A 20,553-nucleotide genomic window follows, 5' to 3' on the forward strand; every position below is an offset into this window, starting at 1 on the left:
GCGCTCCCTCTCCCGCTTGCGAGAGAGGTCTGGGGTGAGGGTGCCTCCGCGATCAAGACTCTTCGTGTGGAGAGAGCCCTCACCCGGCGCTGCGCCATAGCCGAAGCTTCGCTTCGGCGTCTCTTAAGGACGGCCGCCAAAGGCGGCCCATGCCTCTCCCGCAAGCGGGAGAGGTGAAGTCAGCGCTGACTAGCGCGTAGGCGGCGCAGCGGGTCCGACGTTCTTCTTCGTGGCTGCGGGCGGCGGCGGCTTCATCGCGGCGGCCTGTGCCGGCAGATATTTCGCGACGATGCCGGGGTCGAGTTGCGCGATCGCCGTATCAGGCAGGCGATACCAAGTCTCGTCCTTGCCGAACAGCGAGATGCCGATGTAGCCGCGCATCGTCAATTCCTTGCCGTCGGGACTGACGCTCATCTTGGCCTTGTAGATACTGCCGTCGCGCGGATCGAGTACGTTGCCTTCCTCGTACTTCAATCCGTCGCGCTTCATGTTGCGGATGAAGGGAATGCCCAATAGCGGCGCGTTCTTGCGGTCGTCGGTGCATTTCGAACAGACCCGGGTCACGGGCTCGCCGGGCTTCGGGAACGTCTTCGCCATGATGCCTTCGAAGACGCCGTTATTGTCGACGAACAGCACCCATATCACGGGCTTGCCATCCTCGACCTTCTGCCACAGGCCCGCCGCCGACGGCTGCTGGGCCTGTGCCGGCAGCGCAGCCGCCGGCAGGAGCGCCATGATGATCGGCACTATCAGCCGAAATCGAAATCGCCAATTCCGCATCGTCGTCACCCGACTAATCCATCAAAGGAATGAACGAAGACTACGGCCATTTCGCGGAAGGTTCCAGTGGCAGCGCAGAACGATGCAAATAGCCGCAGGGCGCCCTCCGGTCCCGATCAGTCAAATTTTGACTGGAATCTACCGACCATGTTTTGACTGGGATCAGTTGACTCCGAGCTTTTTCTGCAGGCTCGACGACGACGTCGTGTACTGGAACACAAGCCGCTTGTCCGGATAGACATAGCGGTGCGCCTTCTGCGCCATCAGCGCGCCCTCGTGGAAGCCGGACAGGATCAGCTTCAGCTTGCCGGGATAGGTGTTGATATCGCCGATCGCAAAAATGCCGGATACGTTGGTCTCGAAGGCGGCGGTGTCGACCGGCACCAGATTGTTCTCCAGCGCCACGCCCCAGTTCGCGACCGGACCAAGCTTCATCGTGAGCCCGAAGAACGGCAGCATGGTATCGCACTCGACCTTCGTGATCGCGTTGTCGTTGCCCTTCACCGTCGCCGCCGCAAGCTTGCCCGCCTCGCCTTCGAGGCCGGTGACCTGGCCGAGCTTCAGGTCCATCTTGCCGCCGGCAACCAGCGCGCGCATCTGCTCGACGCTGTGAGGCGCGGCGCGAAATTCGTCGCGTCGATGCAGCAGCGTGATGCGCTTGGCGATCGGGTGCAGGTTGAGGGTCCAATCGAGTGCGGAATCGCCGCCACCGACGATCAGGATGTTCCGGTCGCGGAACTGCTCCATTTTCCGCACGGCATAAAACACCGAGCTGCCTTCATAGGCCTCGATGCCCGGCACCGGCGGCCGCTTCGGCTGGAACGATCCGCCGCCGGCGGCGATCACCACCACCTTGCATTCGAACACCTTGTCCGCATCGGTCTTCACGCGGAAGGCGGGATCGCCGATCTTCTCGATCGTCTCCACCATCTCGTTCAGATGGAAGGTCGGATGGAACGGCTTGATCTGCTCCAACAGCGAATCCGTCAGTCCCTGGCCGGTGACGAGCGGAATGCCGGGAACGTCGTAGATCGGCTTCTCCGGATAGAGCTCGGCGCACTGGCCGCCGATCTTGTCGAGGATGTCGATCACATGGGTCTTCATATCGAGAAGGCCCAGTTCGAACACGGCAAACAGCCCGCAGGGACCTGCGCCGATAATCAACACGTCGGTTTTGATCGCTTCGCTCATATCCGCTTCTTTGTCAGTTGAGTACGAAATGGGAAGGCTGGGCCGGCCGGGCCAGACGGCCTGATCGGGAACGCCATAATAGGGGCGGCAGACGCCGCGGCAACCCCTTGCTGCAACTCGACAACTAGGCTGTAACGGACCGAACCACCTGGAGATTGTGCAAGTGAATGCCCCGATCCGTTCCGACGCCACGCCGCGCCTGGAGGACTATCCCTATCGGCTGTCAGACAATGTGCGCTTTGCCGACCTCGATCCCAATGGGCACGTCAACAATGCGGTCTATGCGAGCTATTTCGAGACCGGCCGCGTCACGCTGATGAAGGATCCCAGCAAGGGATTGGTGCCGGACCGGCTCGCCTGGATCATGGTGCGGCTCGACATCCACTTCCGCGCCGAGTTGCACTGGCCCGGCACGATCGAGCTCGGGCTCGGCGTCGTGAAGTTCGGGCGAACCTCGGTGACCTTCGATCAGGTGGTGTTTTCGCAAGGCCGATGCGTGGCCTCGGCGCAGGCGGTGACGGTGCTGATCGACGAAGCCAAGCGCAAGCCGGTTCCGCTGACGGATGAAGTGAAGGCTAAGCTAAAGCCCTGGATCCGCCGCGGCCTTGATATGGATCAATTGGATTAAGCCTGCCGTTCCGGCGTCGTCACGACGAGCCCGTCAAGCTCGTCGGTGACCTTGATTTGGCACGACAGGCGCGAGTTCGGCCGCACGTCGAAGCCGAAATCCAGCATGTCCTCTTCCATCGGCGTGGGCGCGCCGACCTTCTCGCGCCAGGCCTCGTCGATATAGACATGGCAGGTCGCACAGGCGCAGGCGCCACCGCATTCGGCCTCAATGCCCGGAATGCCGTTGCGGATCGCGCCTTCCATCACGGTCGCGCCGTTCTCCACCTCGATGGTGCGTCTTTCCCCGGAATGGTCGACATAAGTTATCTTGGCCATGATCGCTCGTGCTGCCGGAATACGGATCTGGATGAGGTCCCCGGCAGTCCCTATAAACGGCTCGATCCCGGGAGCGCCAGCGGCCGGGCCCCCTCACGCAAAACCTTTTGACGTGAATTTTGCCGGTCAATTCGGGCTTGATGGCTCGCCGAGGATGGCCTCGATCGCATTCCGCGCCCGCGCGACCGCTTCGGTGAGCGCGGCCAGCGGCTCGGCCGGTTCGGCGCCGCTCGCCAGGACATGTTCCAGCCGGGCGGCGGCATCCGCGACAGCGAAAGCGCCGATCGCACGCGCCGATCCCTTCAGCTTGTGCGCCAATTCGCGCCCATCATGGGGGAGCGAAGACAGGGCCCCGATCAGCTTGGCTGATTGCGCGGCGAACAACGAAAGCACTTCGCGCTCGAGGGCGGCATCGCCGAGCGACATGCGCGCAAGATGTGCAAGATCGATCGGACCGTCACCGGGGGCGAGCGGCGGTGAAGCTATCCATTGGGTCCGTTCGAGGTGACGTGGCATGACCTGATCCAAGGATTGGCCGCCACCTCCTTTTCGGTAGGGCCGTTTGGACGTAAACCAATCACGGAAGTAGTTAACGGATTGTTGGCCGAATTTGCCTCAACTTTGCCCTTTTTCAGACAAAGTACCACCTCAATGGCCGTCTGAAGGCGAGAATTCCGTGTAAGCATAAGGCCTTATGGCACAAAGCTGTTAACGATGATTAAGAATGTCTTAATCGCGGCCATTTCATTCGCATCGCTCAACCAATAGGATGTTTCCGGATGTAGCGGACAAGCGGCCGACGGGCGTGCTTGCGTACCGCTTTACGGGGACGGGACGGCTCGAGCTTGCGGGGGACGATGTTCGCAAGATCGCCGACGCGTAATAGTTGAGAGGGCTCAGACTTAACATGGCGAACAATCCCAAGAAGGTGAAAGATCCCACCGAAGTCGCACTGTCTGCCATTCAGGAAGCTCTGAACATCGGCGAGAACAGTGCCGAGCCCAACCGCGACGTGACCAGTACCAGTAGCGGCGAAGTCGCGCCGCCCGCGATTCCTGCAGCGACCACGCCGTTCCCCGAAACTCCGTTCGAGACGCGTCCGAGCGGCGAACGATCGGTGTTCGAACCGATCGAGGAGCAGCGCAGCCCCCGCCGCGCCGCCAATGACGATCGCGAGGCGATCGGACAGCTCCTGCAGGCGCTGCAGAAGGGCCGCCCTGCCCGCAACGTCTACACCTTTGCGGCGATCTTCACCGGCGTCTGGCTGGTCGGCTGCGGCCTGCTCACGGTGAGCTTCCTGCCATCGCTGCAGGCCACGATCGGCCAGAGCGGCGGCGTCTTGGTGCTCGCAGGCCTCGTCTGCCTGTTCCTGGCGCCGGTGCTGCTGTTCTACTTCCTCGCGAGCCTCGCCTGGCGCGGCCAGGAGATGCGGATGATCGCGCAATCGATGGCGCAGGTCGCAATCCGCTTCTCCGAGCCCGAAGGGGCGGCGAGCGATTCCATGGTCACCGTCGGCCAGGCGATCCGCCGCGAGGTTGCGGCGATGGGTGACGGCATCGAGCGCGCGATCGCGCGCGCCGGCGAACTCGAGACGCTGGTTGCCAACGAGGTTGCGGCGCTGGAGCGCGCCTATTCCGACAATGAGGTGCGCATCCGCGCACTGTTGCAGGACATCGCCCACCAGCGCGACAATCTGGTCGGACAGGCCGAGCAGGTGCGCAGCGCCATTTCCGGCGTGCAGATCGACCTGCGCCACGACATCGCGCTGATCTCGGACGCGATCGCCTCGCGCGTCGACGAAGTCGCCAAGAGCATCACCGGCGCGCTGGAAGAACGCGGCGCCCACATCACCCAGGCACTGAGCCATGCCGGCGACAACATGATCCTCGCGCTCGGCGAGCGCGGCGGCGACCTGCTCGACCGGCTCGAGGAAGCCAGCTCCGAGACCACGCGCGCGGTGCTCGATGCGTCCGAGCGGCTGACCAGCAGCCTCAACTTCAAGACCGGCCACGTCCACGACGAATTCGTCGACCTCGCCGACCGCGTCCATGAGATGCTGAACGAGCGCATCGACCGCATCACCGGCGAATTCGAGCAGCGCGCCGCGAGCGTTGTCGAGGGCATCTCCGAGCGCACCGAACAAGCGCACGATTCCCTGAAGAATTCCTCCGACTCGCTCCTGCTCGAGCTCGAACTGCGCAGCGGCGACCTCGTCAGCAAGATCGACGAAGCCGGCAACCGGCTGGCCAGCCACGTCCTCACCTCCGGCGACAAGGCGAGCGAAATGCTCGACCTCACCGTCAATTCACTGGTCGCCAAGGTGGTGGGCCAGACCGAAACCGCGCACGACTCGCTCTCGCTGCAGATGAACGCCTACGACGAACTGGTGAGAAACCAGGGCGCGGAGCTGGCGGAGAAGTTCGCCCGCGACTCCGGCACGCTCGGCGCGCTGATCACCCGCCACATCGCGGAATTCGACCGCACCGTGAAGATGTTTGGTGGCGAGATCGTCGATCGACTGGGCCAGCGCACCGAGGACATCGCGAGCACGCTGAAGAACTATGTCGACAATTTCGACGCCCGCCTCACCTCCAACAGCGGCGAGATCACGGCGACGCTCGACCAGCGCCTGCTGCAGTTCGAGACCACGCTCGGCGACCGCGTCACCGGCCTCGACTCGTCGCTGGACAGCAAGCTCGCCACGTTCGACAGCTCGCTGGAGAATCGGCTTGGCACGCTCAACGCCTCGCTCGAGACCCGGCTTGGCTTCCTCGACAACTCGCTCGACGGCCGCCTCAAATGGCTCGACGAGTCGATCGAGGGCCGCCTCAAGTCGTTGGAACAGACCTTCGACACCCGCGCCAGCTCGGTCACGCAGACGATCGACGGCCGGCTCGGCATGCTCGCGACCTCGCTCACCGAGGGCGCGGCGCAGGCGATCCAGTCGATCGACTCCCGCCTCGGCCTGCTCACCTCCTCGCTCACCGACGGCACCGCGCAGGCGATCGAGGCGCTCGATCGCCGCATCGCCAGCGTCACCGAAACGGTGGACGGCCGCAGCGCGCATCTGACCGACACCATCTCGGCCCGGTTCCTGGATATCCACCAGGGCATCGAGACCCGCGTTGGCGCCATCGCCAGCGATATCGATACCCGCGTGGCGCAGTTCGAGGACCTCCTCGGCTCGCGCGTGGAGGCGGTGGCGGGCCGCATCGAAAGCAGCGGACGCCAGGCCAGCGACGAGCTGATGGCGCGTGCCGAACTGCTCTCCTCCGGCATCAAGTCGCATGTCGAGGACGCCGAGCGCTCGCTCACCAATCTCGTGGTGAACACGAGCGAGACCATCCAGACCGGCGCGCGCACTGCGCAGCAGTCGCTGCTCACGGTCTCCTCCGATGTCGGCGCGCAGCTCAAGCTCACCGCCGGCGAAGTGGAGGCCGCGCTGACCGCGGTCGGCGCAGGTGCCGCGAGTTCGATCCTGTCCAGCGCCCGCGACGCCCAGGCCTCGCTGATGGCGGCCACGGGCGAGGTCGCCTCCCAGGTCAAGGCGCTGTCGACCGATGTCGAGCGCACCCTGCAGGCTGTCGGCAATACCACCGCCGCCTCGATCCTGTCGGGAGCACGTGAGGCCCAGACCGCATTGATCAGCGCCTCCGCCGACGCGGCAAGCCAGGTCAAGTCGCTGGCCGTCGACGTCGAGCGCTCGCTGACGCTCGCCGGCACCGCCACGGCCGAGGCCGTCACGGCCGGTGCGCGCGACGCGCAGAGCACGCTGATCACGGCATCCACCGACATCACGAACCAGATCAAGTCGCTGGCAGGCGATGTTGAACGCTCGCTCTCGCTTGCGGGCAGCTCGACGGCGGAAGCAGTCGTTGCCAGCGCACGCGAGGCCCAGAGCACGCTGACCACAGCCTCGACCGACATCGCGAGCCAGATCAAGTCGCTGGCGGGCGACGTCGAACGCTCGCTCTCGCTTGCGGGCAGTTCGACCGCGGAAGCAGTCGTTGCCAGTGCGCGCGAGGCCCAGAACACGCTGACCGCAGCTTCGACCGACATCACCGGCCACGTGAAGACGCTCACGATCGACGTGGAGCGCTCGCTATCTGCGGCAGGCACATCGACGGCCGAAGCCGTCGTCACCAGCGCCCGCGAGGCGCAAAATACCCTCGTGTCGGCCTCGACCGAGGCGGCAAACCTGATACGAACGCTGACCGCCGACGTGCAGAGCTCGCTGACGCTCGCCGGCACCGCCACCGCCGAAGCAATCACGACCGGTGCGCGCGAAGCCCAGAACAAGCTGGTCGCCGCTTCCACCGAAGCCGCGAACACGGTCACGGCGCTAGCCGCTGACATGCAGCGTTCGCTATCGATGGCGGGCGCGGCCACCGCCGAATCGATCACCTCAGGCGCCCGCGACGTTCAAAGCACGCTGGTTGCCGCATCGTCGGAGGCAGCCAACCACGCCAAGTCGCTGGCGATCGATATCGAGCGGACGCTGACCGCAGTCGGCGCCGACACCGCCGCGGCCATCCTCGGCAGCGCGCGCGAGGCGCAGACTTCGTTCGCGTCAACCTCCGCCGACGCGGCAAATCAGATCCAGGCCATCTCGGTCCAGATCGAGCGCTCGCTCGCTGCCGTCACCGCGAACACCACCGACACGATCCAGACCTCGGCGCAGAACGCGCAGAGTTCGCTGGTTGCCGCCGCCAACGAGGTCTCCTCGAAGGTCAAGACGACGTCCGCCGATATCGAGCGTTCAGTGCTCGCCGCCTCCAGCCAGTTCGGCTCGACCATGACCGGCAAGACCGACGAGATCGTCACCTATGTGCAGCAGCAGGCCGAGCGGCTGGCACAGATGGTCGACACAAGGCGCGGCACGCTGGTGGAAGCGCTGACCAACAAGAGCGCGCAGCTCGCCAGCGATATCGACCGCGCCACCGCGGACGCGCTGAAGTCGATCGAGATGCGCGGCCATACCTTCGCGCAAACGATGTCGGGCCATGGGGCCGAGGTCGCGCGCAACATCACCTCTGCCGGCGATCTTGCCACCGGCGCGGTGGCGAAGTCGCTGAAGGACCTCGAGCACTCCTCGCGCGCGGCAATCGACCAGTCGCGCCAGGTCTCGATTGCCGCCGTCACCGAGATGCAGGAGACCAGCAAGATCCTGCGCACGGATACGGTCGCGCTGTTCGAGCGGCTGCGCGAGGGCAACATCCTGCTGCAGGAAGTGCTCACCGGCGCCCACGACAACCTCAACTCGCTGGAGCGCGCGCTCGTGACCCGCGTCGCCGACTTCGTCTCGGCGATGAACGACGTCACCTCGCGCAACGGCGTTGCGACCCAGACGCTGGAAGACCAGCTCACCGTGTTCAACAGCAAGACGCAGAAGGCGCTGGAGGACCTCGGCGAGCTGTCGACCCAGTTCGACACCCACGGCCGCGCGCTGGTCGAAGCCGCCGCATTGGTGGAGCAGAGCAACCGCAACACCACGGGCTCGATCGCCGAACGCAAGGCGACGCTGGAATCGCTGGTCACCACCATCGACCTGCGTACCACCGATCTCGACCAGCGGCTGTCGCGCTTCACCGGCCTGCTCGATGAATCGCTCGCCGCGGCCGAGGAGCGCGCCCGCGACATCGCTCGCGTGGTGGCGGAGACCGCCGGCGCCGGTTCGGCGGCGATCAGCCGCCAGTTCGAGGCCGTACGCGCCGCCGCCGAGAACGAGCGGCAGCACACGCTCGATGCCATGAACGACCTGTACCAGCAGAGCACCCAGGAAACGGATGCGATGTTCAAGGAATCGACGGAGAAGTTCTCCGCGATGGTGCAGTCCATGAAGCAGATGGCATCCGAGATGCACAACGAGCTCGAGGCCACCCGCAACGAGCTGCGCCGCGGCGTGCTCGAGATGCCGCAGGAGGCCGCGGAGAACACCGCTCAGATGCGCAAGGTGATCGTCGACCAGATCGAGGCGCTGGCCGAGCTCAACCGCATCGTGGCACAGCACGGCCGCGGGCTCGACGTCGCGACCAACAACCGGGTCAGCGTGCAGCGCGAGGAGCCCGCGATGGTCGCTGCCGCGGGCGGTCGCGCAAGCGATGTGCGCATGCGCGACTATGGCAGCGCATCGACCCTGCCGCCGCCGGACCTCGGCGTGCCGGCGCCAAACTCGCGCCGCACCGAAGCGCCCCCGGTCAGCCCGGCGGCGCCCCCGGACAACGGCCGTGACGGCTGGTTGTCGGACCTGCTCAACCGCAGCGAGACCCCTGCCCCAACGCCGCGCGAAGCGCCGCGTCCCCGGCCGCAGGCTGCCGCCGCCAATCCGCTGGAATCGCTGTCGCTCGACATCGGCCGGCTGATGGACCGCAACCTCGCAGCCGAGATGTGGGACCGCTACCAGCGCGGCGAGAACAAGGCGTTCACCAAACGGCTCTATACCCCGGCCGGCCAGAAGGCCTTCGACGAGGTCGCCCGCAAGTACCGCTCCGACCGTGGCTTCAAGCAGACGGTCGACCGCTACATCGCCGAGTTCGAGCGGCTGCTCGACGAAGTCGCCCGCGACGACCGCGGCCCGCAGACGCTGCGCAACCACCTCACCTCGGAGACCGGGCTGGTGTACACGCTGCTCGCACATGCGGCGGGGCGATTGGGGTAGGACGCGAATAGCAAATGGCGAATAGCGGAACGGAGGCCGAAAGGCCTCCGTTCTGCTTCGGTCCTTGCCAATTGGCCTCCGATCGGCCCATCACGATATCTTGCGGCAAGGGCATAGCCGGATATATATCCAGATATGCCCAACTGAAGGTGATGGCGAACATGGGAAACACCGCGCAAAAGAAAGCGCTGCGGAACTACCGGTCCCGCCTGGTCAAGCGCGGCATGGCGCGATTTGAGGTTCTTGGCCTCGATGCCGATCGCGACCTGATCCGTTCCCTGGCAAGACGCCTGGCCGCTGGCGATGCTGATTCCGCGCAAATCCGAGCAACGCTCGGCCGAGCGATTGCCGGCGAGCCACGGAAGAAAGGTGGAATCCTCGCCGCCTTGCGGCGCTCGCCGCTGGTCGGCGCCGACCTTGATCTGACGCGCTCGCGTGAAACAGGGCGCAAGGTCGACATGTGACGCGCTATCTCCTCGACACCAACATCATCAGCAACATCACGAAACCCGCTCCATCCGCAGCCCTCATGGCATGGATGGCCGAACAAGCCGACGAGGACCTGTTCATTTCGGCGCTGACCGTTGGAGAAATCCGGCGCGGGCTGTTGGAGAAGCCGAAAGGAAGGAAGCGTGCGTTGCTGGAGACGTGGTTCAACAGCCCCGAGGGACCACAAGCACTTTTCGCGGGCCGTGTGCTGCCCTTCGACGAAAGGGCAAGTCTTGTCTGGGCGCGTCTCATGGCGGATGGCACAGCCGCCGGTCGGCCAAGAAGCGCGCTCGACATGATCATCGCAGCGATCGCAGAGGCCAACGATTGCATCGTCGTCACCGACAACGAGAAAGATTTCGTCGGGCTGAAAGTCTTCAATCCGCTTCGCGCTGCAGGCGCCAGCTAGATCACTGCCGCCTGCGTTCCGGCCCCGCCCGCTTCGGCGCGGGCTCAACCGGCCTGCTGTTGCCGGTGCCACAAGAGCCGGGTCGGGCACCCTGATGTCGGGACCTTGATGAGAAAGATTATCGTGATATATAAATAACCACAATCACCTAAACTAGATGTGGAAATCCATGGCCGCAGCCGACAAAACCATTGAGCTGTCAGGCATCGGAACGTTGAGCGGGACGCCGGAACAGGTCCGAACCAAACTCAGCCGCCTGCACGCGGAGCGCGTCATCGCATTGACGCTGGAGCACGGGAACGAAGCCGCCGTCCGAGCGCTTGCGGACACGCTCGCCAATCTCGCGCCGTTGGTCCGGACCATCGTTGAGCGCCGCCAGGACGAAGCGCTCCATTCGATCATAGAGGCGCTCGTCCCGGAGGTCCCCCTTCCTCGACACAAGCTGATCGAAGCGCGCATGACGGCTGAAGCCCGCAAGGCGGTGCTGGAGAGTGGCGATTGGTTAACCGCGGCCCAAATCGCAGAGATCGCAGGATTTAGCGCCAGCAATCCCAGCGCCCAGCCAAACAAATGGAAGAGGGACAGACAGATCTTTGCGGTACGCCACCGCGGCGTGGACTACTTTCCGAGCTACGCCTTAGACCCTTCGACCAACTATCGCCCAGCCAAAGGCCTGGCGCGAGTGCTGGCCGTATTCGGCGAGCGGAAGGACGACTGGGGCCTCGCTTACTGGTTCGCCTCGGTCAATAGTTTCCTTGGCGGCAAGCGACCGCAGGACCTGCTGATAAGCCAGCCCGCGCGCGTGATCGCTGCGGCGGAGGACGAGGTAGCCGGCGTGCTGCATGGCTAAACGGAAATCGGGGGCCGGCCATGCGGCGGCTCGGCCATCGGTTGTGCCGAGACCGCCTGATGATCTAGCCAAATTGGCGAAGATAGTGACTTGGCCGAAGGGCCGGGTCATTCATCGAATCCATCTGCAGATCTACGGGAGCAGCGAGTTCAATCCGGGCCTGAGAGGCAACGCGCGGTTCAGTCCGATCAAGGCCTCAGACGGCGCAAATATCCCCACGCTCTATGGCGGCACGACATTCGATTGTGCTGCCATGGAGACGGTCTTCCATGATGTCCCCTTCAGCGCGGGACTGAAGACGTTCGACAAGTGGAAGCTGACCGATCAGGTCTATTCGCAGCTAACGCCGAAACGCGACCTCAATCTGACTGACCTGAGCGCAACGGCACTCCGCAAGCTCGGCATCCAGCGCAACGAGCTCATTGATACTGAGAAGGACAAATACCCGGACACGCGGAAATGGGCCGAGGCCATCCACGCTGCGTGCCCTGGCGTCGAAGGACTTTTCTGGGTGTCGCGGCAGGATGATCGCGCGTTTGCGGTCGTTCTCTTCGGAGATCGCCTCGCCGCGGCCGACCTCTCGCCAAGTGGAGGTCCATACAGCGTGTTGGCCGACGTCACCGTCTACACGGACCTGCTGGCCCTCGCCGAACGGATCGGAGTCGACATTGTGGGCGGAAAGTAGGAAGCGGCCAGCAGACCAAGCGCCAGCATACCAGCTTTCGCCCCGGAATCCGACGTGTCCCCTACTCGCCACTCACCGATCACTACCGCCGGCGCTCCGGCCCCGCCAGCCTCGGCGGAGCCGGCGGTTCGGATGCGTTGCTGTTGCTGCTGCTGCCGGCGCCGAACAACAGGCGCGTCGGGTTGCGGTCGAGGTTGTTCACGGCACGGCTGATGTCGCCGAGCGTCCTGCGGCCGTCGGCCATCAGGGCGCCGGAGCGCTTGTCGAAATCTTCGGCGAGTTCGCGGATCGATTTCACCATCGCGGCCAGTTCACCGCCGCGATCGCCGCCGGCAACGCTGTTGAGGCCCAGCATCAAATTGTCGGCCTTGCCCATGACACCGTCGACCCTCAGCATCACGTTGTCGATCTTCTCGGAGTTGCGCGCGAGCGCCGCGGTGAAGGTTTCGAGATTACGCAGCGAGTTCTTCACCGACTCCTGATTGTCGGCGACGATGCGGTTGACGTTCTGCAGCGTCGCACGGATCGCTTCGGTGACGTCCTGCAGCGCCCTCGGATCGGCGGTCAGTACCGGAATGCCGTCCTCGTCGAGCGGCACCGGAGGTGCCGTCTCCTCGCCGCCCTTCAGCGAGATCGCGGCAACGCCGGTTAGCCCCTGGAATTCGAGGCCGACCAGCGTGTCCTTGCGGATCGGCGCGTTGTTCTCGACCATCGCCAGTGCGACCACGCGACGCGGATTATCGAGCTTTACCGAGATGACCTCCCCTATCCTGATACCATTGAAATTGACGTTGCCGCCGTTGCGCAGACCCGAGGCCGGGCCTTCGAAGATCACCCGCAGGGGGCTGCGCTGCTTGGTGGTATGCAGGCTCTGGAACCAGAGCACGAAGCCGAACGCAGCCGCGATCACCGCCAGCGTGAAGGCGCCGATCAGGACATAGTTCGCCCGGGTTTCCATCGATTGCTCCAGCTACTGGTCCAAGCTCAGGCGCCGCCGCAGCGGAGCCATCACTGATCCCTTCCTCTTGCGCATGATCTTGTCCGAAAACCGGTTTCCACCTGCCAGGATGACGGGCTAGCCGATGACGGCGCGGGCGCGTTTGCCATGGAAATACTGCCGCAGCCAAGGGTGCTGCGAGGCCTGCATGTCGGCGATCGATCCTGCGGCAATGATCTTACCGTTCCCTAAAACGGCGATGCGGTCGCACGCGGTGTATAGGCTGTCGAGATCGTGGGTTACCATGAAAACGGTCAACCCCAAAGTGCGCTGCAGGGTGCGCACCAGTTCGTCGAACTCGCCGGCGCCGATCGGATCCAGGCCCGAGGTCGGCTCGTCCAGGAACACGAGTTCGGGATCGAGCGCGAGCGCGCGCGCCAGCGCCACGCGCTTGATCATGCCGCCGGAAAGTTCCGAAGGATAGCGGTCGGCGACCTCGGGCTTCAGCCCGACCATCACCAGCTTCGCCACCATGATCTCGTCCAAGAGCCGCTGCGAGACCTTCAGATATTCGCGCACCGGAAACTGGATGTTCTGCCGCACAGTGAGCGAGGAGAACAGCGCGCCCTGCTGGAACAGGACGCCCCAGCGCCGTTCGACCCGGCGCCGCACGCTGGAGCTGGCGGCATCGAGGTCGATGCCGAACACTTCGATGCGTCCAGACACCTTCGGCACCAGCCCGATGATGGTGCGCGTCAGTACCGACTTGCCGGCGCCGGAGGGACCGACAAAGCCCAAGATCTCGCCGCGCCTCACATCGAGGTCGAGGCCGTCGAGCACGCGGGTCTTGCCGAATTGCACCGTGATGTCGCGAACGCGGATGATGGCGTCGGAAATGGGCTGCACCACCATGATCACATCCCGATCGACGCGAAGAAGATCGCGAACACGCCGTCCATCACGATGACGAAGAAGATGCCCTTCACCACCGATGACGTCGTGTGCTGGCCGAGCGATTCCGCGCTGCCCTGCACCGCCAGCCCCTCGACACAGGCGACGATCCCGATCACCGCCGCCATCACCGGCGCCTTGACCATGCCGACGATGAAATGATTGATCGAGATGGCGTCGCGCAGACGCTGCAGGAACGCTTCCGGATCGACGCCGCCATAGAGCCAGGCGACCAGGCCGCCGCCATAGAGCGCGGCCATCGCGCCGAGAAAGGCAAGGATCGGCAGCGCCAGCACCAGCGCCAGCATGCGCGGCAGCACCAGCACCTCGATCGGATCGAAGCCCATGGTGCGCAGCGCGTCGATTTCCTCGCGCATCTTCATCGAACCGAGCTCGGCGGTGTAGGCGCTGCCCGAGCGGCCCGCGACCATGATCGCCACCAGGAGCACGCCGATCTCGCGCAGCACCAGCACGCCGAGCATGTCGACCACGAAGATGTCGGCGCCGAACCTGCGGAAATGAAAGATGCCCTGCTGCGAGATGATGCAGCCGATCAGGAAGGTGATCAGCACCACGATCGGCACCGCGCGCCAGCACACCTGCTCCAGATGGTGGATGGTCGAGGTCAGGCGGAACGAGCGCGGGCGGACCAGGACATGCCCGCTCGCGGCGAGCACGGCGCCGAGCATATCGACCAATCCGATGATCGTGCCGCCGATGCCGACCACGGTGCGGCCGATCTGGTCGAGCATGGCCGTGAGCGACACCGGGCTGGTCTCGACGTCAGGCGTTTCCTTCACCCGCCGCACCTCGTCGACGAGGCTTGAATAGTTTTCCGAGAGGCCGGCGATGATCGCCTCACCGCCACCATGGCTCAGGCTGCGCCTGAGACGCTCGATCAGCCAGGCGCCGAACGTGTCGAGCTTGGAGACCTGGGAAACGTCGATGAAGATGTCGGGACGGGTGCCGCGGAGTTTTTCGGCATCGGCCACCATCCGCTCCAGCACCGGCGCAAAACGGGCCGTCCACGGCCCCGCGGCGCACAGGGCAAGGCCGTCGCCTTGTGCTATCCGTTCCAGTGTCGGGTCGCCGTTCAAAATGCCCACCCCAGGCTGGTTGGCTCGTTCGAAGGTTAAGAATTCGAACGCCGCATTGCCTTGTAGAATCTGGCGCTAACCAGCCATAGTTGGTAGCGCCCCGCAAGCGCACGGTGCAGAAATTGCGAGATTTTGAAATGACTTCCAGCCGACATCTTGCCGCTTTTATCGAGCGCTGGCCGATCGCGGGCGCCTTCACCATCAGCCGGGGCGCCAAGACGGAGGCCGTTACCGTCGTGGCCGAAGTCAGCCTGGATGGGGTCACCGGACGCGGCGAATGCGTGCCCTACCCTCGCTATGGCGAAACGCCGGAGGCGACGCTGGCCGCAATCCAGGCGATGCAAGAGGCGCTTGCGGCCGGGATGGACCGACAGGGCCTACAGGCGCAAATGCCGCCAGGCGCCGCCCGCAACGCGCTGGACTGCGCCCTGTGGGACCTCGAGGCCAAGGACGCCGGCAGCCGGATCTGGAACCTGCTCGGGCGGCCCGCCCCGCCCCCCTGCACCACGGCCTATACCATCTCGCTGGGAACGCCGGAGGCGATGGCGGAAGCGACCGCCAGGGCCGCGCACCGGCCGCTGCTCAAGATCAAGCTGGGTGGCGACGGAGATGAAGAACGCATCAAGGGGGTACGCAGGGCGGCGCCGAACGCCGAACTGATCGTCGACGCCAATGAGGCCTGGACGGCGGACAACCTCGCCGACAACCTTGCCGCCTGCGCGGACGCGGGCGTCACGCTGGTGGAGCAGCCTTTGCCGGCCGGCAAGGATGCGGCGCTGGCTGAGATCAAGCGGCCGCTTGCCGTCTGCGCCGACGAAAGCGTACATGCGCGCGCCTCGCTGGAAGGGCTCCGCGACCGCTACGACGCCGTCAATATCAAGCTCGACAAGACCGGCGGCCTGACCGAGGCGCTGGCGATGGCGGACGCGGCGCAGGCGCTCGGCTTCGACATCATGGTCGGCTGCATGGTCGCGACCTCGCTTGCCATGGCGCCCGTGATGCTGCTCACGCCACAGGCGCGCTTCGTCGATCTCGACGGCCCGCTCTTGCTGGCGCGCGACCGCGGCCATGGGCTGCGTTACGACGGCAGCCTCGTTTATCCGCCGGACGCCGCGCTCTGGGGATGATGGAGCATTTTCTTGACGCGTTTTCTTAACGCGAACCGGTATCCACTTCGTTTGAAAACGCTATCCGATGCCGCCCCAGCCACATGATGAGCGCACCTGACGCCGCCATTGCGGCCATCAGGTAATAGACGCCCTGGCCGTAGCGCGCATAGACCAGGCCACAGACGATCGAGGTGCCGCTCGAGACGATGCCGGCACAGGCGGCGAGATAGCCTTGCCCGCGCGCCATCATGTGTGCAGGCACCTGATGCACCAAAAGCCCCATGATGCCGACCTGCGTCAGGCCGAAGGTCAAGCCATGCGTGAGCTGCACGATGGCCAGGATTGGAAGCGGCGGGTCCAGTGCGGTGATCACCCAGCGCGCGATCCCAGCCAGCGCGCCGATCACGACCAGTATCGCCGACGGCAGCGTGAAGCGCGGCGACACCGCAAACAGCACGATCTCGGCGAGCACGCCGAGCGACCACAGCGCGGCAATGGTGAGCCCACCGAGGCCGGCCTGCTTCCAGACGATGGAGGCAAAGATGTAATAGGCGACGTGGCTGCCCTGGATCAGGGCGGAAGCCGCGATGATCGCGAGAAAGCCACGATCACGCAGCAGCGCGCCGCCGCGCTGTGCGGTCTCAGGCCTTTTCGCGACATCAAGCGGCCGAAGGCCGAGGCTCACGAGCGCGCTGACGCCGGCCACCGCGGCGATGATCCAGATCAGGTGTTCCGCCGCTACCACATCGACCAGCAGCCCGCACAACAGCGCGCCGACCACGAAGGCGGCTGAGCCCCAGAGCCGCAGCGGCCCATAATTCAGCCCGTAATGCGCCACGGCGCGCAGGGCGTAGGCGTCGGTGAGCGGCGCTATCGGCGTCCACAGGCAGCAGGTGACGACGAAGACCAGGAATACCGGCAGCGCCTGGTGCTGGGTGCCGACGAGGGCAAATCCGAGCGCGGTCGCTGCTGCGGTGATCGTGATGGCGGCACGCAGCATCTGCCGCCGCTCGGCAAGGGACGTGATCAGCGGCAGCACGGTGAAGCGGGTCACGGCCGGCACCGCCGTGATGATGCCGATCCAGTACGCCTCGATCCCGATCGCCTTCAGCCAGACCGGGAAGAACGGCAGATAGGTGCCGAGCATCCCGTACATGGTGCCGTAAAAGGCTCCGAGATGGCCTGCGAATCGCTTAGCCTCCGCTTGCGGCGCTGCAGGAATTTGTGATTCGGAAGCCATCAATCCAATTGCGATTCGCCTGATATCGTGGTGTTCGTTATCGCAGCGCGCCGCAATTTGCGCGACGAGATTTGCATGGCCAACGAAGCATTCGCCCTTTCGCCGATCACAGCCCGCCCGGTGCAGCCGGGCGAGGAGGATTACCACGCGATCAGCGAAGCCTTCATGGAGACGGCGCGCGGCCGCTGGTTCCTCACCGAATATGCCAAGCGCAACCGCAACGCCGATACCCGCCTGGTGCTGGATGCGGTGGCCCGGCTCGAGGAAAGCCTTGCCGCGCAGAAGCAGGCCGTCGAGCCGCCCGATCAGGGGCCGGCGGTCGCCGAGGCCATCGCCGCGATCCGCGACGCGGTGGAGGCCGCGCAGGCGTCTGCGGCCGAAGCACTCGACAGCCTGGCGCTGGAGCAGAAGCTCGCCCCCGTGCGCAAGGGCGCGCGGGTGATCCGCGAGATCGCGTGGCGGCTGCGTGAGATCGGCAATGACGGCCGCATCTGCGACCTCATCGATTCCCAGGTCGTCGCGATCGAAAACGGCGCCGCGCTGATTTCATCCGAGGAGGCGAAGGCCGCGCTGGATGCCGCCTTCGCCCCGATCGTGCAGCGCCTTGCCCAGTTCTCCGAAGCCGACGAGACGCCAGCGCCGAGCGCCGAAGCGCCGGTGGCTGCGCCCTCGCCTCCACCGGAGAGCCCCGCGGAGGAGCGCTCCCCTCGCACAACAGAGGTCGAAGCTCCAGCGGAAGCGCCAGCCGCCGTCGAGACGGTCGCCGCGCCTCCTGAGGCCGAAGCCGCGGAAGAGGCCATCACCGCCGGGCACGCGGAAGCCGCGCTCGCCGTCGCCGAGGCGGCGCTGGCGGAGGCCGAAGCCATCGAGCTTGCTCGCGCCACCGAGGAGGCTGCTGCCGACGCCCACGACGAGGCCGTGCTCGACATGATCGCGATGGAGATGGGCGCGCCCGACCCGTTCGAAGTTGAGGACGCCACGGCGACGATCGCCGAGCCGCTGCCGATCGAACCGGAAGCGCCGGCCGAGCCCGAGATCGTGCCGCAGGCGCCCGAGCTTGCCGCCACGATGCCGGAACCGCAGGCCGAGCTTCCACCGCAGCCCAGCTTCGTCGCGCTACCGGAACCGATCGAAATCTCGCTCGGCTCCACCATCATCGCCAGCGGCATCGTCAAGAAACCCATCGCGACCGCCAACGACCCGTTGGCACCGATCCGCCGCATGAGCCAGGCCGAGAAGATCGCGTTCTTCTCGTAGGCGCGAGTGCCGCCGCGCGTGGCGGCCGATGTCCGTGTTGCAAGACCTGTGATAAAATAACGCAGCAGCGGCGCACGCGAGGTCCATCCTGGCGACAGGGGCAAGCGACGGACTCATGTCATGAGGCGGTCGACATCGGCGGACAAACCGGAAAGCATTCAGCGCCGCCTGCTGCTCGATCCGCGCCTCGGCGATGTCGAGGACGATGCCGCCAGTCCCGGGCAGCGTTCGCTGCTCGCTATCGCCGGCAGCCTGCTCGTCGAGATCAGCCTGCCAAAACTCTTGTTCGCGTGGACGGCGTTGCTCCTGCTGCCGGCCGTGCTGCTCGGCCTCGCGCCGCTGCTGGCTTCCGCCTGGCTTTCAATCCTGTCCGAACAGATCCTGGTGCTGACGGAGATCGGCGCGGCATTGATGCTGATCGCGATCGTCGCGCTCGGATGGATCGGTTGGCGGCCGCTGCTCCGGATCGCCGAGACCAGTTTCTGGTCGCTCAACGCGCTCGCGGTGCAGCCGAGCTATGCGTTCTGCCGCGAGGCACTGCGCCATCTGACGGAACGAATCTGGCCGAACAGCCTGACCCCCGCTTTGCGCATGCGACTGCGGCGCGCGTGTTCGCTCGGCGCCGGTATCCTGCTCAGCGCAGGCGCGGGATTGATCGCGATCCTGGTTTGGCCGTCCTCGCAATGGACCGGCCTGATCGATCTTGCCGTGGTCCATCATCTCGTAATGACGACGCTGGCCAATGCCATCGTGCTCGTGTCCTGCTATCTCGCCGCTGCCTCACTGGCCTGGGGCTTTGCGGACGCCGGCATGGATCAGCCCGCCGATCTTGCCGCGTTCGATACACCCCGATCCGATGCCCGCATCTGGCGCGTCGCGCATCTGTCCGATGTCCACGTCGTCGGCGAGCGATATGGCTTTCGCATCGAATGCGGGCGCGCCGGCCCGCGCGGCAATGAGCGGCTCGCCGCCGTGCTCGCGCGTCTCGCCGCCATTCATGCATCCGATCCGCTCGATCATGTGCTGATCAGCGGCGACATGACGGACGCCGGGCGCGCGAGCGAATGGGCCGAGTTCCTCGAGGCGTTGTCAAAGCACCCCGATCTTGCCGCGCGGACGATCATGCTGCCGGGCAATCATGACGTGAACATCGTCGATCGAGCCAACCCGGCCCGGCTCGACCTGCCGTTCAGCCCCGGCAAGCGGCTCCGGCAAATGCGGACCCTGTCGGCGATGTCAGTCATTCAGGGCGATCGGGTGCGCATCGTCGACAAATCAAGGAAAGTAGCGGCCACGCTGGACGAGGAGCTCGCGCCGCATCGCGCGCGGATCGTGGCATTCGCGGACCGCGGCGGCCTGCGTCGGGCCGCCAAGCTTCGCCAGGTGTACGAAGACCAGTTCCCGATGATCCTGCCTCCCGACCAAGACGAAGGCCTCGGAATAGCCATCCTCGACTCCAACGCCGAAACCCACTTCTCCTTCACCAACGCGCTCGGGCTGGTCTCGATCGAACAGGTGCGGCGGCTGGAGGCCGCCATGGGCTATTTTCCGAAAGCACGCTGGATCGTCGCGCTGCACCACCACCTCGCGGAATATCCCATGCCGACGAAGAAGTTCTCCGAGCGCGTTGGAACGGCATTGATCAATGGGAGCTGGTTCGTCCGCAGGCTGCAAGCCTTTGCCGATCGTGCCGTAGTGATGCACGGCCACCGCCACATCGATTGGATTGGCGCATGCGGCGCATTGAAGATCGTTTCCGCCCCCTCGCCGGTGATGAACGCTACCGACGATGCGCCAAGCCATTTCTACATCCACCGGCTGGCAACCGGTCAGGGCGGAACGCTTTGCCTTGCCGAGCCCGAAAGGGTGGAGATTGCGGGGAGCTAGAGCATGATCCGATCAAGCTGAATCTTCACCTCTCCCGCTTGCGGGAGAGGTCGGCGCGAAGCGCCGGG

At 65.2% G+C, this 20,553-nt stretch carries 17 protein-coding genes; 9 read left to right on the forward strand and 8 right to left on the reverse strand.

All coding sequences use genetic code 11. The features are described 5' to 3' along the window. Nucleotides 1–189: 189 nt before the first annotated feature. Nucleotides 190–780, reverse strand: coding sequence for a DUF2147 domain-containing protein (locus ACVJGD_RS13060; RefSeq protein ID WP_456634714.1), 591 nt, complete (start codon nucleotides 778–780; stop codon nucleotides 190–192). Nucleotides 781–942: 162 nt separating this feature from the next. Then, nucleotides 943–1,971 (reverse strand): NAD(P)/FAD-dependent oxidoreductase, encoded by a 1,029-nt coding sequence (locus ACVJGD_RS13065; protein ID WP_456634715.1) that lies wholly within the window; start codon nucleotides 1,969–1,971, stop codon nucleotides 943–945. A gap of 163 nt (nucleotides 1,972–2,134) precedes the next feature. Here ACVJGD_RS13065 and ACVJGD_RS13070 point away from each other — a divergent pair, with 163 nt between their 5' ends. Then, complete coding sequence (locus ACVJGD_RS13070) at nucleotides 2,135–2,599, forward strand: acyl-CoA thioesterase (protein ID WP_456634716.1); 465 nt, start codon at nucleotides 2,135–2,137, stop codon at nucleotides 2,597–2,599. Here ACVJGD_RS13070 and ACVJGD_RS13075 read toward each other — a convergent pair. Continuing rightward, entirely contained in the window at nucleotides 2,596–2,916 is a 321-nt protein-coding gene (locus ACVJGD_RS13075) for a 2Fe-2S iron-sulfur cluster-binding protein (protein ID WP_225122296.1), read from the reverse strand. The genes ACVJGD_RS13070 and ACVJGD_RS13075 overlap by 4 nt on opposite strands. Nucleotides 2,917–3,042: 126 nt before the next feature. Beyond that, nucleotides 3,043–3,432, reverse strand: coding sequence for an Hpt domain-containing protein (locus ACVJGD_RS13080; RefSeq protein WP_456634717.1), 390 nt, complete (start codon nucleotides 3,430–3,432; stop codon nucleotides 3,043–3,045). A gap of 391 nt (nucleotides 3,433–3,823) precedes the next feature. Here ACVJGD_RS13080 and ACVJGD_RS13085 point away from each other — a divergent pair, with 391 nt between their 5' ends. From ACVJGD_RS13085 to ACVJGD_RS13105, 5 genes are all read left to right on the forward strand, one after another. Next, the gene (locus ACVJGD_RS13085; protein WP_456634718.1) at nucleotides 3,824–9,574 is read left to right on the forward strand and encodes an apolipoprotein A-IV repeat region-like domain-containing protein; all 5,751 of its coding nucleotides are present in this window, start codon (nucleotides 3,824–3,826) and stop codon (nucleotides 9,572–9,574) included. Between the two features lie 161 nt (nucleotides 9,575–9,735). Next, a complete protein-coding gene (locus ACVJGD_RS13090) occupies nucleotides 9,736–10,038 on the forward strand; it encodes a hypothetical protein (RefSeq protein ID WP_456634719.1) in 303 nt (100 codons plus the stop codon). Continuing rightward, nucleotides 10,035–10,472, forward strand: coding sequence for a PIN domain-containing protein (locus ACVJGD_RS13095; RefSeq protein WP_456634720.1), 438 nt, complete (start codon nucleotides 10,035–10,037; stop codon nucleotides 10,470–10,472). Before ACVJGD_RS13090 ends, ACVJGD_RS13095 begins: the two co-directional genes overlap by 4 nt. 169 nt (nucleotides 10,473–10,641) lie before the next feature. After that, entirely contained in the window at nucleotides 10,642–11,322 is a 681-nt protein-coding gene (locus ACVJGD_RS13100; protein WP_456634721.1) for a hypothetical protein, read from the forward strand. 85 nt (nucleotides 11,323–11,407) lie between these two features. Continuing rightward, nucleotides 11,408–12,007, forward strand: coding sequence for an RES family NAD+ phosphorylase (locus ACVJGD_RS13105; RefSeq protein ID WP_456634722.1), 600 nt, complete (start codon nucleotides 11,408–11,410; stop codon nucleotides 12,005–12,007). Nucleotides 12,008–12,089: 82 nt separating this feature from the next. Here the strand turns inward: ACVJGD_RS13105 and ACVJGD_RS13110 are convergent, their stop codons facing one another. The 3 genes from ACVJGD_RS13110 to ACVJGD_RS13120 form a co-directional block, all read right to left on the reverse strand. Further along, nucleotides 12,090–12,965 (reverse strand): MlaD family protein, encoded by an 876-nt coding sequence (locus ACVJGD_RS13110; RefSeq protein WP_456634723.1) that lies wholly within the window; start codon nucleotides 12,963–12,965, stop codon nucleotides 12,090–12,092. A 117-nt stretch (nucleotides 12,966–13,082) separates the two neighbouring features. Beyond that, nucleotides 13,083–13,856 carry an ABC transporter ATP-binding protein gene (locus tag ACVJGD_RS13115; RefSeq protein WP_456634724.1) on the reverse strand — a complete coding sequence of 258 codons (774 nt, stop codon included), beginning with the start codon at nucleotides 13,854–13,856 and terminating at the stop codon, nucleotides 13,083–13,085. A 2-nt stretch (nucleotides 13,857–13,858) separates the two neighbouring features. Beyond that, complete coding sequence (locus tag ACVJGD_RS13120; RefSeq protein WP_456640247.1) at nucleotides 13,859–14,992, reverse strand: MlaE family lipid ABC transporter permease subunit; 1,134 nt, start codon at nucleotides 14,990–14,992, stop codon at nucleotides 13,859–13,861. A 137-nt stretch (nucleotides 14,993–15,129) separates the two neighbouring features. Between ACVJGD_RS13120 and dgcA the strand changes: the two genes are divergently transcribed. Further along, a complete protein-coding gene (gene dgcA / locus ACVJGD_RS13125; RefSeq protein ID WP_456634725.1) occupies nucleotides 15,130–16,119 on the forward strand; it encodes an N-acetyl-D-Glu racemase DgcA in 990 nt (329 codons plus the stop codon). Between the two features lie 25 nt (nucleotides 16,120–16,144). On the opposite strand, the gene ACVJGD_RS13130 is transcribed toward dgcA, so the two are convergent. Continuing rightward, nucleotides 16,145–17,341: an MFS transporter gene (locus ACVJGD_RS13130; protein WP_456634726.1), complete on the reverse strand. Its 1,197-nt coding sequence runs from the start codon at nucleotides 17,339–17,341 to the stop codon at nucleotides 16,145–16,147. A 75-nt stretch (nucleotides 17,342–17,416) separates the two neighbouring features. Here ACVJGD_RS13130 and ACVJGD_RS13135 point away from each other — a divergent pair, with 75 nt between their 5' ends. Together ACVJGD_RS13135 and ACVJGD_RS13140 are read left to right on the forward strand one after the other, a co-directional pair. Beyond that, nucleotides 17,417–18,598 carry a hypothetical protein gene (locus ACVJGD_RS13135; RefSeq protein ID WP_456634727.1) on the forward strand — a complete coding sequence of 394 codons (1,182 nt, stop codon included), beginning with the start codon at nucleotides 17,417–17,419 and terminating at the stop codon, nucleotides 18,596–18,598. Nucleotides 18,599–18,718: 120 nt separating this feature from the next. Next, nucleotides 18,719–20,485, forward strand: a complete 1,767-nt coding sequence (locus ACVJGD_RS13140) for a metallophosphoesterase family protein (RefSeq protein WP_456634728.1) — start codon at nucleotides 18,719–18,721, stop codon at nucleotides 20,483–20,485. Nucleotides 20,486–20,553 lie beyond the last annotated feature (68 nt).

Source organism: Bradyrhizobium sp. USDA 10063 (genome assembly GCF_054063735.1).

Coding starts and splice junctions, on each gene's coding strand:
- ACVJGD_RS13060 (WP_456634714.1), bottom strand. CDS start 780: ATGCGGAATTGGCGATTTCGATTTCGGCTGATAGTGCCGATCATCATG.
- ACVJGD_RS13065 (WP_456634715.1), bottom strand. CDS start 1,971: ATGAGCGAAGCGATCAAAACCGACGTGTTGATTATCGGCGCAGGTCCC.
- ACVJGD_RS13075 (WP_225122296.1), bottom strand. CDS start 2,916: ATGGCCAAGATAACTTATGTCGACCATTCCGGGGAAAGACGCACCATC.
- ACVJGD_RS13080 (WP_456634717.1), bottom strand. CDS start 3,432: ATGCCACGTCACCTCGAACGGACCCAATGGATAGCTTCACCGCCGCTC.
- ACVJGD_RS13085 (WP_456634718.1), top strand. CDS start 3,824: ATGGCGAACAATCCCAAGAAGGTGAAAGATCCCACCGAAGTCGCACTG.
- ACVJGD_RS13090 (WP_456634719.1), top strand. CDS start 9,736: ATGGGAAACACCGCGCAAAAGAAAGCGCTGCGGAACTACCGGTCCCGC.
- ACVJGD_RS13100 (WP_456634721.1), top strand. CDS start 10,642: ATGGCCGCAGCCGACAAAACCATTGAGCTGTCAGGCATCGGAACGTTG.
- ACVJGD_RS13110 (WP_456634723.1), bottom strand. CDS start 12,965: ATGGAAACCCGGGCGAACTATGTCCTGATCGGCGCCTTCACGCTGGCG.
- ACVJGD_RS13115 (WP_456634724.1), bottom strand. CDS start 13,856: ATGGTGGTGCAGCCCATTTCCGACGCCATCATCCGCGTTCGCGACATC.
- dgcA (WP_456634725.1), top strand. CDS start 15,130: ATGACTTCCAGCCGACATCTTGCCGCTTTTATCGAGCGCTGGCCGATC.
- ACVJGD_RS13130 (WP_456634726.1), bottom strand. CDS start 17,341: ATGGCTTCCGAATCACAAATTCCTGCAGCGCCGCAAGCGGAGGCTAAG.
- ACVJGD_RS13135 (WP_456634727.1), top strand. CDS start 17,417: ATGGCCAACGAAGCATTCGCCCTTTCGCCGATCACAGCCCGCCCGGTG.
- ACVJGD_RS13140 (WP_456634728.1), top strand. CDS start 18,719: ATGAGGCGGTCGACATCGGCGGACAAACCGGAAAGCATTCAGCGCCGC.